Raw genomic sequence first — 14,815 nt, 5'->3', positions numbered from 1 at the left:
CCCGTGCCTGTCTATTACTCCTCGATACTCGGGCATTCGAGCGGGCCGGGCCAATACTTTCACGGGTACTGCTGACATCAATAACACGGACTCGTGACAAATGTCATCGCGTGGCCACGGCACCCCTCCTGAACAGGCAGAATGACGCTTGTCATGGGGCAGCATGATGACTATCACCGGTCGGCGTCAAGCCGTTGCGAATGGGTTTTCGGGCAGTCCATGATTTATCTCGTCAGGCCGACCGGCCGAGACAGAACTTCTCGATTAAGGGAATTGATATGGACCGCAACCTGAACGCTGACGACTTCGCCTCCTTCGAGCTGGAGGAGCTGGAGGTTCTCGACGTCGCCGACGGTGTCGCCCTGCCCGAGATGGGCGCCTCCAGCGGCGACATGTTCTGCTGCTCCTCCTCGTCCTCCTCGTCCTGCTGCTGATCACCAGCGGGAACGGCTGCGCCATGAGCGCAGCGTGAGATTGCCGCCCGTCCTCCCGGACTCCGGGAGGACGGGCGCTCAGCTCCCGTCCGAGAGGGATGAACAATGAACAGTGCGCCGATTGAGCGCACGACGGGCATGCGCTTCTATGCGCAGTCACCGGTGGACTCCCGCTGGCTTTCGCGGGTGATGGTTCCGGTGGTCCGGTCCCTGCGCGACGACCACGGCGCGTCCGTGGCGTACCTGGGACGGGGCTGGAAACACGGACCGCATGTCGAGCTGGTGGCATACGGCCCGAGGACGATCCCCTGGGCCGAGGTGGCCGAGGGGCTGGACTGGCGCACCGAGGAGCTCGGCGCGCCGCTGACCGACCGTGACTATCTCGCCCAGGCCCGTGAGCTGGGCCGACTGGAGAAGGTCGCGCCGCCCTACCTGCCGCTGCACCCGCGCGGCACCGTCGAGTTCCTGGCCGACGACCCCAACCCGGGCTGGCCGCCGGCCCTGAGAGCGCTCCGCGACAGCGCTCTCACCCGCATGTTCGAGCCGATGGCGCGCACCCTGGAGCCGGTGCCGGCCGGTGCGGGCGGGGTTTCGGTGACGGCGCTCGCCGAGGCCTTCGTCGCGCTCTGCACCGCGCACCCGCGCGGGGCCGCCTACGGGGTGTTCTCGCTGCGCTCGCACGCGGAGGCGTTCCTGCACTGGGCCGGCGCCGCCAAGGACCCCCGCCCGTCGTTCCAGCGCCGTCTGGCCAAGGACGCCGATGTCTTCCGCGCCCTGGTGGAGCGGGTGCGCGACGGCGGCGAGAGTGCCGAGGCCGCCGCCTGGCGCAGCGCCTTCGCGTACTGCATGGGCAGCTTCGACGCGGCGGTCGCCGCCGGTGACCTGAGTCCCGAACTGCTCGACCGGCTTGCCCCGGTCGGCGAACGGGCGGGTATGGGCCCGCCCGGTGTCGCCGAGCGCGCGAGCAGCGGCCGGAGCGACTTCCACGAGGCCGTCGCGGCCTCGAAGGTGTCCGAGCAGCCGCCGGGCTGGTTCGCCTCGTACCGGCTGCTGATCAACCTTTTCTACAGCAGGCTTCCGCTGCTCGGGGTGACCCCGATCCAGCGGTTCTATCTGTGCTTTGCCATCGCCGAGACCGTCGACGAGGTGTACGGCGAGAGCTGGCGCACTCGCCTTGAACGTGTGGCCGTAAGGAGCCGGGCATGAAGAGCGGTGAGCCGGTGATCCAGGTCGCCGGGCTGCGCAAGGAGTACGCGGGCCGGGTCGCCGTGGAGTCGGCCGACTTCGAGGTGGTACGGGGTGAGGTCTTCGGCCTCCTCGGGCCCAACGGCGCCGGCAAGACCAGCATTGTCGAGATCATGGAGGGCCACCGCCGCCGTTCCGGCGGGAGCGTCACCGTGCTCGGGCAGGACCCGGGCACGGCCGGACGGGAGTGGCGCGACCGGATCGGCATCGTGCCGCAGACCGGTCTCGACCACGAGGGCTGGCGGGTGGCCGAACTGGTCGAGGTGATCGGCCGGTCCTACTCCAACCCGATGCCGACCGCCGAGGTGCTCGAGCTGGTGGATCTGGCGGACCGTCCGAAGGCCGCGATCACCACGCTCTCCGGCGGCCAGCGCCGCCGCCTGGACCTCGCCCTCGGCATCGTGGGCCGTCCCGAGGTGCTGTTCCTGGACGAGCCGTCCACCGGCCTGGACCCGGAGGCACGCCGCGCCTGCTGGCAGCTCATCAGCCGGCTGCGGCACGACGGTACGTCCATCGTGCTGACGACGCACTACCTGGACGAGGCCGAGCGGCTGGCCGACCGGGTGGCCGTCCTGGCCAAGGGCCGCATCGTCGAGACGTCGACCCCCGCCGAACTCGGCGGCACCGACGCCGGAGTCGAGGTCGCCTGGCGCGAGAACGGTGAGACCAGGACGGTCACCACCCATGAGGTGGGACGGGTGCTGGAGGAGCTGCGTGCGCGGCTGGGTGCCGACGTACCCGAACTGGAGGTGCGCCGACCCTCGTTGGAGAGCCGCTACCTCCAACTGGTCGCAGAGGGTGCCGGATCCGCCGAGGTCGGCGCGAGTGGGAGGAGTGAGGGATGACCGCCACGACTGTGGCCCAGAGCGCCCCGGTGATCCGGGGCGAGGAGAAGACCCAGCAGGTGGAACGGCGTCGGATGCCCGGTGTGGTGAGCACCGGGGTCGGGCGGGGCGTGGCCGAGATCCGGGTCTTCTTCCGGAACCGCACGGCAGTTGTGATGAGCATGGCCCTGCCGGTCGCCCTGATGCTGCTCTTCGGGTCGATCTTCAAGATGAAGGTCGCCGATTCGACGATATCCATGCGGGACGTCGTGGTGGCGGGTGTGCTGGCCTCCGGGGTGATGTCCGCCGCCTTCGGTTCGATGGCCACCGGAATAGCCCTGGAAAGCGGCGACGGGACCCTGAAGCGGCTGCGCGGGACTCCCTTCACGACGACGTCCTACTTCCTGGCCAAGACCGTTCTCATTCTGACGCTGGCGCTGGTCCAGACTTTCGTCGTGCTGGCGCTGGCCGTCGCCGTCTTCCACTTCTCGCTGCCCACCACTGTCGGACGGTGGTTCACCTTCGCCTGGGTCTTCGCCCTGGGCTCGCTGGGCACCGCCTTCCTCGGGATCTCGGTCGGCTCGCTGGTCACCGACCGGCGCAGCATCGCCGGGGCGGTCCAGTTCCCGTTCGTCCTGCTGCAGTTCGTCTCGGGCGTCTACTACGCCTTCGGCGGCCTGCCGAAGGCCGTCCAGTACGTCGGCGCGTTCTTCCCGCTGAAGTGGATGGCGCAGGGCATGCGCGCAGCGCTGCTGCCCGACTCGATGGCCGTGCTGGAGCCGGCCCACAGCTGGGAACTCGGGCGCGTCGCCCTGGTGCTGGGCGCCTGGGTGATCGGCGGCTTCGTGCTCTGCCTCGCCACCCGACTGCGCCGGATCCGGAGGGACTTCCTGTGACCGTGGTCGAGGAGACCCGGCCCGAGGAGACCGCAGCCGAGCGGGGTGACACCACCCCGGGGGCGGGTGCGGAACAGGGCGGCCCGGTGTGGATGCTGCGCATCAACCCGCTGCGGCGCCACCGGCTGGCCGACCCCGAACTGGCCGACCTGCTGGGTGAGTTGACCCGGCAGGAAGGCGATCTCCGGCGACTGGGGGCCGTCTGCGGCGATGCCCTCTACACCCGGATCGCCGAGGTCTCGGGCAGCGAGCGGGGTGCGCTGGTGGCGCTCCGCCGCGCCATCCACAACGACCGCGTCCCGGCGAGCCTGCCGGCCGATCCGCTGCCCGAGGTGCTGCGCTGGGTCGAACTGCGAGCCCGGCGCGAGGCGCTGCGCTCCGACATCGCCCGGCGGTACCCGCTGGCCCTGGAGCGGGAGCGGCGGTTCCTGACCCGGCTGCTCGGTGACGAGGACCTGCTGCGCTCGCTGGCACTGATCGCCCCCGAGGTCTACGAGGCCGCCGTCCGCTACCAGGAGGGCGCCACCGCCAGGGCCCGGAAGTCCGAGCGCGGTCTGCTGCAGTACACGACCCGGGCGATGATGCGCACCAGCCCGCTGTCCCGCTTCACGGCGGTCGGCCTGGCGGTGCCCGCCTCGGACGGGATCGCGGTCGAGGACGTCCCCTTCCCCGGCGCGCGGGCCCTGGTGGACCTCGACCGGGTGATCCTCTCCCATGTGGTGGACGGTCTGTCCGCGGAGCACGGCGGTGAGGCCTGCGGCCCCGACACCTGGGTCCGGCAGCCGCCGACCCTCGCGCAGGGGCCCGACCGCAACCGGCTGTACTTCACGGCGACCACCGCCGACGGGACGAAGCGGCTGTCCGTGCCGCTGAGCGAGCCCGTCCGGCAGCTCCTGGAGCTGACCGCGATGGGCCCGCGGCGGGTCGGCGCGGTGGTCGACGACCTCGCCCGCCTGCTGGGCGCCGCCCAGGAGCAGGCCCACCGCCTGGTGGCGAGCGCGATGCGCACCGGCTTCCTGTGTGCGGCCGCCGGCCCCGAGGACTGCGCCGAGGACCTGCTCGGCAGCAGCCCCGACCGGGCCCCTGCCGCGGCGGACGACTTCACCGGCCTGAGCCGGCGGCTGGCCCGGCTGGCCACGCTCCCGCACGAGCAGCGGGTGCCCGAGCTGCGCGCGGTGCACGAGGTCACCGGCGCGATGAGCCACACCGCCCGGCGTCCCGCCAAGATCACCATCGCCGAGGACTACGTGGTGCCGCCGATCCGGCTGGCCACCGAGGGGTACCAGCGGCAACTGCGGGACCTGGCGGGCACGGTGGAGTTCCTGTCGGTCTTCGACCGGCTGCACGACGTGCGGGCGATCCTGACCGACGTCTTCGTCGAGCGCTTCGGCCGCGGCGGCAGTGCCCCGCTGGCCGAGCACGCCCGTCCCCTGGTCCGGGCCGTCTACGAGCGGGAGTCCGCGGGCGTGGACTCGCTCACCGGCCTGCGGGCGCTGCGCACCCGGATGCTCGGTGTGCTGCGCGCCGAGCTGGACACCCGGGATCCCGGGGCGGCGGAGGTGGTCTGGCCGGTCGCCGAACTGGCCGCCCTGGCCGCTGACATGCCCGAGCGGTTCCGGCAGGATCCGCTCTCCTACGGCGTCCTGGTGCAGCCCGCCGACGGCCGCCTGGTGATCAACGACGCGTACGCGGGGCACGGGATGCTCTACGGCCGTTTCCTCGGCCCGGACGCCGAGGCGGGCGGCACGGCGCGCTCCCGCCTGCGGCAGCGGCTGCTGCGGCAGTACGGCTCCGACGGCGCCCGGGTGGTCGAGGACCGTGGTCTGCACCGCCTCAACGTCAACGCGCACATCCCGGTCCTGGACGACGGGCTGTACGCGGAGGACTGGTACCGGCTGCGGCTGGTCCACGACGGCGACCTCGACCGGCTGCACATCGAGGACGACGAGGGCCGGCGGCTGCGCGTCCTCACCCTGGGCACCGGGCACCCCGAGCTGTACCCCGCGCCGCTGCGGATCGCCAACTGGCTGGTCAGCGGCGGCCGGCTGCGGCCCGACCTCGGTCTGTCCGGCGGGCTCACCGGCGCGGACGCGGCCGGCACCGCCGCCGTACCGAGCCTGTGCGCGGGCTCGGTCGTCCTCCAGCGGCGCCGCTGGTACGGCGGCGAGGAGTTCGAACGGGCTGCGGGCCAGGGCCCGGACGACACCGACCGGCTGCTCGCGCTGACCAGATGGCGGGCCCGCCACGGCGTACCGGCGGAGGTCCTGCTGAAGCCGGTGACGGACTGGGAGGCGCGGCGCGCGGTGGCCACCGGCGGGGGGCCCCGCGAGCACGACAAGCAGCGCAAGCCGCAGTACATGGACCTGACCAGCGCACTCCTGACCCGGGCGCTGCCCCGCTTCCTCGACCGGGGCGCGAGCAGCTACCTGGAGGAGGCGCTGCCCGGGGCGGCGCAGTCGCCGCACGCCTTCGAATGGGTGGTGGAGATCAGCCGGCCGTCCGGTGGGCACTTCGGATACGAGAAAGAGATCGCATGCGTATGAGACTCCGCCCGGCCCTGCACTATGCACCGGTGCGGGAGGGCGTCTACTTCGGGATGGAACACGCCTCGTTCGTGGTCCGCGGGCCCGAGGCCCTGTTCAGGATCGTGGATGTGTGCGTCCCGCTGCTGGAGGACGGTGCCACCGAGGACGAGCTGGTCGCCGCGCTCGGCGACGAGCGGGCCCGGCCGATCGTCTCCCGGCTGGTGGCCGCCCTCTCGGGGCACGGCCTGCTGCTCGACCTGGACCGGCTGACCGTACCCGAGCCCGGCCCCGAGGAGCGGGAGCGGTACCGGGAGGCGCTGACCGATCTCGAGACGCGCCACGCCGATCCGTACGCCGCGTTCGCGCGGGTCCGGGCCGCCACCGTCCTGGTGTGCGGCCCCGCCGAGGCGGTCCTTCCGGCCGCCCGGGGCCTGGCGCGGGCCGGGGCCGGGCGGCTGGTCCTGGCCGTCCCCGACCCCGCCGCCGTCGCGGCCACCGCCACCCGGCTGGGGGCCGCCTGCCATGCGCTCACGGCCGAGGGCATCGACGCGGACGGCATCGACGTCCGGGCGGATGCGGCCGTGCTCTGCGCCGAGGCCGCCGACTTCGACCGGCTGCTGGAGCAGCAGTCCAAACTGCTGCCCGAGGGCTGCCCGGTGGTGCCGGTGCTGCTCGACGAGCGGTTCCACCTGACCGGCCTGGTGCCGGACGGGAGCTGGCAGCCGCTTCGGTCGCGGGTCGCCCTGTGGGCCGAGGCCGACGGCCCCCAGGAGGCGCTGACCCGCCCGGCAGCCGACGCCCTCGCGGGCGCGCTGGCCGGACAGCTGGTCTTCCGGGCTCTGACGGGCACCGCCGCCGCCGAGGCCTATGCGGTGTACGGCGCAGCGCTGGCCGCCGACCGCATCGAGCTGACGCCCGAGGGCGGCCGGCCGGAGACGGCGGACCTGGACGAGGCCGTCGAGGTGGTCCAGCGTCTCGCCAAGCGCTGGACCGGCGCCCTGAACCTGGTGACCGCCGCCGATCTGCCGCAGCTGCCGCTGGCGCTCGTCGAGGTCGAGCACCGGGCCGAGTTCCAGGGCAGGTTCCAGGCCGAGCAGGCCGGGTCCGTCGTCGGCTGGGGCAGCGACCAGCGGTCGGCAACGGTCTCCGCCGCGCTGGCGGCGCTGCGCGGGCAGTGCGACCCGCAGGCGGGAACCGCAGCCGCCGCGCTGACCGAGGAGCGCTGGCTGCTCGACGGGGCGCTGCGCCTGCTGACGGACCGGGCGCTCCCGGCCGGGGACCAGCCCTCCTTCGACGACCTCGACAAGGCCGCCCGAGTGCTGTGGCGGACCCTGGAGGACTACGAACTGCTGCGCATCAACGTCGAGTTGATGCGACTGCCCGGCCTCGAATGGCCGCTGGGCCTGGTCCGGGACACCGGGTCCGGGGAGCTCCTCGGGTCGGCGTGGGGTCCTGACGCCTCGCGCGCCATCACGGCCGCGCTGAGCTGCGCCCTCGCCCGGGTGCAGACCCGCAGGGTGCGCGGAGCCGATCTGGCCGGCTCGCTGCCGGACACCACCACGCTCGTCCTCGCCGACGCCGACACGGTGGCCGGTCTTGGCGAGCAGCTGGCCCGTCTGGTGCAGGTGGACGGCGAGCGCCGGGCGGATGTGCTGCTGGGCGAGCTGCCCGTCTGGTACGGACCGGTTTCGGCGCGCTCGATGACCGAGGAGGCCGCAGATGGCCGACACGCTTGAGCTGAAGCCCGACACGCTGCCCGGCCCGCGGGAGCTGGCCCGGGCGTGCGCCGAGGCCCTGGGCCTGGCGGCCGAGGCGGTCTCCGTCCACGCCGGCTGGGACCTCGACCGGGAGCGAACCCGGTGGCAGGAGGCCCGTGACGCGGGGCGCGAGCACCTGTCGGTGCGGCTCTCCGGGGACGAGATCCTGCTGGGCCCGCTCTGGTCACCCGACACGGATTCCGGCTGTGCGGGCTGCGCGGAGACGCGCAGCCGGATCGCCGTCGACCACCCCCTGGCCGAGCGGCTGGAGCAGCCCCGCACCCAGGCGCAGCCGGTGCGGCCGTTCCTGCCGGAACTGCTGGCGGCGGTCCTCGCCCAGCTGTCCGAGAGCCGGCTCGCCCCAGGAGAGCTGATCGCGGTGGGCGTCCTGGGCGTCCGCCGGCACCGGATCCTGCGCAGCTTCAACTGCCGGATCTGCGCTCCGGTGGTCGAGGCGGGCTCGCAGCAGCGCAAGCCCCCGGAGCTGCGGCTCGACGACCTCCCGGCCTCCGAGGGCGACCCCTCGCGAGGCAGGGCGGGCGCGCGGCTGCTGCGCCCCGGCGCGCTCCGCGAACGGCTGGTGGACGCCAGGTACGGCCCGGTCCTGCAGGTCATGCGCGATCTGCACGCGCCGTACGCGATGAGCAACGCGGTGGTGCCCGAGTCCCCGGCCTTCGGCTACGGGCGCGCGCTGACCTTCGCCGATGCGGAACCCGTCGCGATCCTGGAGGCGTACGAGCGCCTGGGCAGCTTCCCGCACCACGGGCAGGTCGTCCGCGACCTGTCGTACCGGGACGTCGCGGCCCAGGCGGTGGACCCGGCGCTGCTGGGCGGCTACACCGCCGAGCAGCTCGCCCACCCGCTCTCCCGGGTCATCCCGAGCACCCCGGACACCCGGATGGACTGGGTGTGGGGTCAGGAGCTCGGCGGGGACCGGGTGCTCGTCCCGGCCGACATCGGCTTCTACCGGTACGAGTACCTGCATCGGGAGGCTCGTCACGACGCCCGCCGGGACCACCGGGCGGCGCGCCGGCGCAACTTCTTCCCGGAGTCCTCCAGCGGGTGCGCGCTCGGTTCCAGCCGCGCGGAGGCGGCCCTGCACTCGCTGCTGGAGCTGGCCGAACGCGACGCGTTCCTGCTGGCCTGGCACCGGGCGATGCCGCTGCCGACGGTCGATCCCGCGACGGTGACCGATCCGGTCTCCCGTCGGCTGCTCGACACCATCGACGCCCACGGCTACGACGCCTACCTGCTGGTGACCACCCGGGACATCGACCTGCCCCTGGTCTGGGGGCTGGCCGTCAACCGCACGGGCGGCTTCCCGGCCACCTGGTCGGCCGCCGGTTCGGGGGTCCATCCCGAGGCCGCGATCCGCGCGGCCCTCTGGGAGCTGACCCAGCTGATCACCACGCCGACCGACTGGGACCGCGGGCGCATCGAGCCGATGCTCGACGACCCGTGGCAGGTGGACGTCCTGGAGGACCACCTGAGGCTCTACAACCTCCCGGAGACCCTGCCGCGCGTCACCTCGGTGCTCGGCGGGCCCCGGCTGCCGCTGACCGAGGCCTTCCCGGGCTGGCCGGACCGGATCCGGCAGGCCGCAGGCGGCACGGTCCGCGGCGCCCTGGAGTACGTCGCGGACCTGTTCGGCGCGGCCGGTCTCGACCGGATCGTCCTGGTCGACCAGTCCACCCGTGACCACACCGACCTCGGCCTCGCCGTGGTCAAGGCGGTCGTCCCCGGCATCCTCCCGATGTGCTTCGGGCAGGCCCAGCAGCGGCTTGCCGGGCTGCCGAGGCTCGCCGAGGCCCTTGCCGGGACGGCCCAGGGCGGACGCCCGATCCCCTATGACCCCCACCCATTCCCGTGAGAAGGCCTCATGACCACTGATGCGCTGTCGAGCCGGGTGCTGCGCTACGCCTTCGCCCAGGGCACCGGCCGCTCCAGCGTCGCCCTGCCGACGCACCCCGGCGACCTGCCGGGGCTGGCCGGCCTCCTCCCGCCGGGCGCCAGCCCGGAGCACCGCACCCGGCTCCCGTACGGCACCACCGAGCTGCTGGAGGGTGCCGCCTACCCCGGCGGCCGGTGCGCGCAGCTGCCCCAGGCGATCGATCACGCCCTGATCGCCGCGCTCGGACTGCAGCGCGCCGAGCTCTGCAACCCGTACTTCGAGCACCGGGCCGTGCCGTCGGTGCGCAGCCTGTTCCCGGTGCACGCCTTCCTGACCGGCGGCGGTCGCCGCCAGGTTCTGGACGTGCACCGGCACGCCCTGGTGGACCTGGATCGGGCCGGCTCGCCGGACGAGCCCCGGCGGGTGCTGCTGGCCGGCCGGTACACCCGGCTGCCGTCCTTCTACGGCCGCCTGCGCGGCACGCTCACCGAGCTGGAGCTGGGCATCTCGCTGCGCTCCCTCGCCGTGGCGATGGAACTCTTCGGACTCTCCGGACAGTTGTCGCTGCCGACCTCGGGGGCGCTGCTGGAGCAGCTGGGCCTCACCCCGGAGGGGGAGTGGACCTGGCCGCTCGCCGTCGAGCTGGACGGACCGGGGAGCGCCTGCCCGCAGCGCGAGCGCGCCGAGGCCGAGGTGCCGGACCCCGTCCTGGCCGAGGTCGTCGCGGTCAACCGGGCGCAGGCGGCATCCGTGGACGGGACGCCCGTCGAACTCGGCCCGGCGATTCCCGCCGCGGCCCACGGCCGACCGCAGTCCTGGGCCGAGGTGCTGTGGGAGCGCAGCTCGGGCCGGATGCCGCGCGGGCTCACCGGAATGTCGGGGCGGCTGCGCCGCGTCCCGCAGGCCGCGCTCTCGGATGCGGGCAGCTGGCTCGGCGTGCCCCCGCCCGGGGAACTGCTCCGGCGGGTGGCGGGCGCGGTGCGGGTCACGGCCGCCGTCCAGGCCACGGACGGCTACCAGGACGGCCTGTACCGGGCCGCCGGGGACCGGCTGGAGCTGCACCGGGCAGCCCCCGGCATCCTCACCGACCTGGAGCGGCACTACGGCTACCGCCTGGCACCGGGCAACGGCTGCGACGTGCGCCACGCCTCGGCGGTCTGGTTCCTGTCGGCAAGTCAGCGGCGGCTGGTGGAGGAGTTCGGCCCCGGCGGCTGGACGCTCGCCCAGTACGTGACGGGCTGGCTGACCCAGGGGCTGTGCCTGAACGCCGCCGCCCACGGTCTCTACGCCCGCCCGGCCAGGGCCTTCGACGGGATGGAGGCCCAGCGACTGCTCGGTCTGGAACCGGACGAGAGCGTGCTGCTGGCCGTCATCTCCGGCACCCCCCGATTCACCGAACTTCCCCTGGACGTGAGGCTCTGAGATGAGTTGGCCTTCGACGAGTTGGACCGCCTGGCACCTGCATCTGGAGTCGGCGTCCCGGGAGCTGTGCGACCGCGTGATCACCGAGGCCCTCGGGCCGACCGTCGCCGAACTCCCCACCGGCAGCTGGTTCTTCGTGCGCTACTGGCAGGGCGGACCGCATGTCCGCCTCCGGGTCCGTGACCTCGACTCCGAGCAGGTCACGCGGATCGGCCGGGCCCTCGCCGAGCGCCTGGCCGAGGCCGGGCGGCCGCTGGCGGGCGAGGAACCGCTCGACCCGGCGGGCTTCACCCGGCAGGCCGAGCGACTGGCCGCCGCGGGGGAGGGCGGAGTGGCGCTCACCGCACAGGAGTTGATGCTGCCGGGAGTGCACGCCGGCTCGTACCTGCCGGAGTACGGACGGTACGGCGGGGAGCAGCTGCTCCCGGTGTCCGAGGCACTGTTCGCCACCTCCAGCGAGCTCTCCCTGGCCTTCCTGCGTACCCGGCCGTCCGAGAAGGCCCGCAGACTGCTGGCGCTGCGGGCCACCGCGTGCGCGGCGGCGGTCCTGGAGGAGCCCTTCCTCGGCGGGAGCGGGGATGCCGCCGCGCACGGGGCCCCTGCCGGGTACGGGTCCTTCACCGCGTACGGGGCCGAGGCCTGGCGCACCTGGGCGCTCCGGTTCGGATATCCGGCCGAGGTCCTGCACAAGCTGGACGCGGACTGCGCGAGTGCCGCGACCCGCCTGGCACAGGACGGCCGCTCGGTGGCCGCAGACCTGACCGACGTCGGCCCGCTGAGCGGCTGGCGGGACGGGCTGCGGGACGCCGTGGCGCAGTGGCGCCGGTCAGCCGACCGGGACGCCGCTCGGATCGCCTTCTCCCATGTGCACATGCTGCACAACCGGTTGGGCCTGAGCACGCTCGAGGAACTGCGCACGTACGCCGTCCTGGCACACCGATCCACTCCTCCGACTGCCGGTCGGGCAGCCGGACACGCAATGGCAGCGAGGATGCGATGACAGTGTCTACGGAGCTGTTCAGAGAGCTCACCGAGCCGAACTTCGCGGCGCTCGGCCGACTCACCGGTGACCCGGCGGCCTTCCGTGCGGCTCCGCCCGCACAGCCGGTGGTGTTCCGGGGCGGCGCGGGCTTCACCGACCTGTTCGGCTGGGGTGCGCTGGACACGGTGCTCTCGGCCGGCGCCCGGCGCAGGCCGGACTTCCGGGTGATTCGCGACAACGCCCAGATCCCCGACCGCCGTTACACCCGCAGCACCATGATGCACCCGGACGTTCCCGACGTACGCAAGACGTCCGACGAGCTGGCGGCGGGTGCCAGCCTCGTCATGCAGGGGCTTCAGGAGTACAGCGAGCCGATCGCCCGGTTCACCCGCCGGCTGGCGCACGACCTCTCCCGCCCGGTCCACGCCAACGCCTATGTGACACCACCCAAGTCGCAGGGGTTCAAGGCCCACTTCGACCCGCGCGACTCCTTCGTCCTCCAGGTCGAGGGCACCAAGGTGTGGACCCTGCGCGAGCCGGTGCTGAACCAGCCGCTCGCGCACGAGAACTGGGAGCGCTTGCAGGAGCGTCCCGGCTGGGACACGGCGCGGCTGGAGGCGATCGAGCCGTGGCGCGAGGTGACCCTGGAACCCGGCGACTGCCTCTGGCTGCCGCGCGGCTGGGTGCACTCGGCGTGCAGCGAGGGAGTCTCCTCGCTGCACCTCACCCTCAGCCTCACCGCCTGGACCGAGCACTGGGCGGTGTCCCAGCTGCTGTCCCGGATCGTCGAGGTTCCCGGGCGGGCGGCCTTCCCGGCCGACTTCGTACGGGACGCGGGTGCCGCTACCGCCGCGGTGGCGCAGCTCCGCAGCGGGCTGACCGCGTGGTTCGAGGAGACGTCGGACGCGGAACTGGCCGGGATCCTCCAGGCGGCCGCGCGAAGCGAGTTCGCGGTGCCGCTGCACCAGGTCTCGGCCGTCCTGGCCGATGACGCCCTCACCCCGGACACCGAGTTCGTGGTCAACACCGAGGCCGTGCTCGGCGCGGCCCAGCGGGGTGATCGGCTTGCGCTGCACCTCGCGGACCGTGTCGTCACGCTGCCCGCGGCCGCCGCCCCGCTCATCGCCGACCTGCTCGGCCGGAACCGCTTCACCCTCGCGGAGCTGAGCCCCTCCGTCGGCGAGGACGTCGTGCGACTGCTGTGGCGCGAGGGAATTGTCGCGACTGCGACGGCAACTGTGACGGCGGTGGCGGAGCGATGAGCGTGCTGTCCGCACCGACCCCAAGTCTTTCTACTCAAGGAGTGATTGTGAAGCACACTGCACGGAGCGCCCTGGTCACCGCGGTCGCGGGAACGCTGTGCGGGACGGTCGCCATCGGGTCCTTCCCGCACGACAGCCAGCCGCTGCCCCGGGTGCTGCTCCTGATGGTGGGCATCACCACCGTGAGCTTCGCCGTGAAGTCCATGCGGGACCTGAAGGGTTTCTCCGACGACTCCCGGCAGACCGGGCAGCTGCCGCTGCTGTGGATCGTCGTCGGCCTCGCCGGTCTCTGCGCGGCAGCCTCCGGGGCGCTGTTCCTGCTGGACCAGTCACGGCTGCTGTGGTTCGGCGTCCCCGGTTCGACGGCCGCCGTGATCCTGCTCGCCTACGCGGCGGTCGCCCTGAGGTCGGGCCACCGCGCCCTGATGCGGGCGACCCAGCAGGAGCCGGCGTGAAGATCGCGGACCTGCCGCCCGACTGCCTTCCCAGCAAGGTTGCTTCGGAGGGCGTCGAGCTGACCGACATCGGCCGCGACGAGCTGCCCGAGCCGTTCTACGGCCAGGCACTGGCCCGGCTGAACGAGCGCGGCCGCCCGGTGCGGGTGCGGGTCCCGTTGGACACCTTGGCCCGACTCTCCGACTTCGAGGGACTTCCCGGTCCCCGGGGGCTGGTGTTCCATGTGGGCCGATGCGGGTCCACCCTGCTCGCCAACATGCTGGGGGCCAACCCGGCAGTACGGTCGGTCAAGGAGCCGGAAGCGCTCAACCAGGCACTGCTGGAAGGCAGTTCCGGCTCGGTGGAGCCCGCTCGGACCGTACTGCGCGCCTTCGGTCGCGGTCTGCCGGCCGAGTCGGGCCTGGTAGTGAAGTGCACGAGCTGGAACACCCGGAGGATGCGGCAGCTGCTCGCCGCGTTCCCCGACGCGCCGGCCGTCTTCCTGTGGCGTCCGGCCGTCGAGGTCGTCGCCTCCTGCCTGGCCACCGAGCCCGCCTGGGCGGGCTGGCGGGACGATCCCGCACTTGGCGAAACCTGGTTTCCGCAAGACCCTTCGGCCGCCGGGGACCGGATCTCCTTCTATGCGCACGCCTGGCGGTCGGTGGCCGGCGCGGCGCTGGAGGCCGCCGAGGCCTTCGGGCCGAGGGTGCGGTTCGTCTCCTACGCCGAACTGCGGCAGGCCCCCGGGGAGGTCGCAACGGCGACCGCTCGCTACTTCGGTCTTCCGGTCTCCCCCGAGTCCTCCGCGCTCATGGCGCAGCAGGCGACCCGGTACTCCAAGGATCCCTCGGGAACGGCCCGGTTCGACCCGGCGGGGAGCCACTCTCGACCTCAACTGACCGAACAGCAGCGAGCCTTGGTGGAAGGGATCACCGGGCCCCAGGAGGCCGCACTGTCCGCCCGGTCCCGCTCCGACGGCTGAAGTACGGCTCGATCTCACCCCCTTGTCCGAACAGAGGATGACGGCATGACCAGGACGATCTCGGTCGGCGCCACCGTGTGGCTGACCGGGCTGCCCAGTGCGGGCAAGACCACTCTTGCTTTCGCGGTGGCCGAGCGGCTGCGTGCGCAGGGGCATCGGG

The 14,815-nt window shown here is 73.1% G+C and carries 13 protein-coding genes; all 13 read left to right on the top strand.

What is annotated here, in order from left to right:
* Positions 1–278: 278 nt before the first annotated feature.
* Positions 279–434, top strand: coding sequence for a thiazolylpeptide-type bacteriocin (locus P3T39_RS34515; protein WP_280703237.1), 156 nt, complete (start codon positions 279–281; stop codon positions 432–434).
* A 105-nt stretch (positions 435–539) separates the two neighbouring features.
* Positions 540–1,640, top strand: a complete 1,101-nt coding sequence (locus tag P3T39_RS34510) for a hypothetical protein (RefSeq protein ID WP_280703236.1) — start codon at positions 540–542, stop codon at positions 1,638–1,640.
* Positions 1,637–2,524, top strand: coding sequence for an ABC transporter ATP-binding protein (locus P3T39_RS34505; protein WP_280703235.1), 888 nt, complete (start codon positions 1,637–1,639; stop codon positions 2,522–2,524). Before P3T39_RS34510 ends, P3T39_RS34505 begins: the two co-directional genes overlap by 4 nt.
* On the top strand, positions 2,521–3,399 hold the full coding sequence (locus P3T39_RS34500; RefSeq protein WP_280703234.1) for an ABC transporter permease: 879 nt from the start codon (positions 2,521–2,523) through the stop codon (positions 3,397–3,399). The genes P3T39_RS34505 and P3T39_RS34500 overlap by 4 nt, the downstream gene beginning before the upstream one ends.
* Complete coding sequence (locus P3T39_RS34495; RefSeq protein WP_280703232.1) at positions 3,396–5,942, top strand: hypothetical protein; 2,547 nt, start codon at positions 3,396–3,398, stop codon at positions 5,940–5,942. Before P3T39_RS34500 ends, P3T39_RS34495 begins: the two co-directional genes overlap by 4 nt.
* Positions 5,933–7,660, top strand: coding sequence for a hypothetical protein (locus tag P3T39_RS34490; protein ID WP_280703231.1), 1,728 nt, complete (start codon positions 5,933–5,935; stop codon positions 7,658–7,660). The genes P3T39_RS34495 and P3T39_RS34490 overlap by 10 nt, the downstream gene beginning before the upstream one ends.
* The gene (locus P3T39_RS34485; RefSeq protein WP_280703230.1) at positions 7,644–9,551 is read left to right on the top strand and encodes a TOMM precursor leader peptide-binding protein; all 1,908 of its coding nucleotides are present in this window, start codon (positions 7,644–7,646) and stop codon (positions 9,549–9,551) included. The genes P3T39_RS34490 and P3T39_RS34485 overlap by 17 nt, the downstream gene beginning before the upstream one ends.
* 9 nt (positions 9,552–9,560) lie before the next feature.
* Positions 9,561–10,994 (top strand): hypothetical protein, encoded by a 1,434-nt coding sequence (locus P3T39_RS34480; RefSeq protein ID WP_280703229.1) that lies wholly within the window; start codon positions 9,561–9,563, stop codon positions 10,992–10,994.
* Position 10,995: 1 nt separating this feature from the next.
* Positions 10,996–11,994, top strand: a complete 999-nt coding sequence (locus P3T39_RS34475; protein ID WP_280703228.1) for a lantibiotic dehydratase C-terminal domain-containing protein — start codon at positions 10,996–10,998, stop codon at positions 11,992–11,994.
* Entirely contained in the window at positions 11,991–13,238 is a 1,248-nt protein-coding gene (locus P3T39_RS34470; RefSeq protein WP_280703227.1) for a cupin domain-containing protein, read from the top strand. Before P3T39_RS34475 ends, P3T39_RS34470 begins: the two co-directional genes overlap by 4 nt.
* Before the next feature lie 47 nt (positions 13,239–13,285).
* Positions 13,286–13,693 (top strand): hypothetical protein, encoded by a 408-nt coding sequence (locus tag P3T39_RS34465; protein WP_280703226.1) that lies wholly within the window; start codon positions 13,286–13,288, stop codon positions 13,691–13,693.
* Positions 13,690–14,655, top strand: coding sequence for a hypothetical protein (locus tag P3T39_RS34460; protein WP_280703225.1), 966 nt, complete (start codon positions 13,690–13,692; stop codon positions 14,653–14,655). The genes P3T39_RS34465 and P3T39_RS34460 overlap by 4 nt, the downstream gene beginning before the upstream one ends.
* A 45-nt stretch (positions 14,656–14,700) precedes the next feature.
* Positions 14,701–14,815, top strand: a 115-nt coding sequence (locus tag P3T39_RS34455) for an adenylyl-sulfate kinase (RefSeq protein ID WP_280703251.1), incomplete at its 3' end; no start/stop codon positions are given.

It is taken from the genome of Kitasatospora sp. GP82, from assembly GCF_029892105.1.
Taxonomy (GTDB): Bacteria; Actinomycetota; Actinomycetes; order Streptomycetales; family Streptomycetaceae; genus Kitasatospora.
The sequence above is the reverse complement of the archived record's forward strand: the minus strand, read 5'-3'. Positions and strand labels throughout refer to the sequence as shown.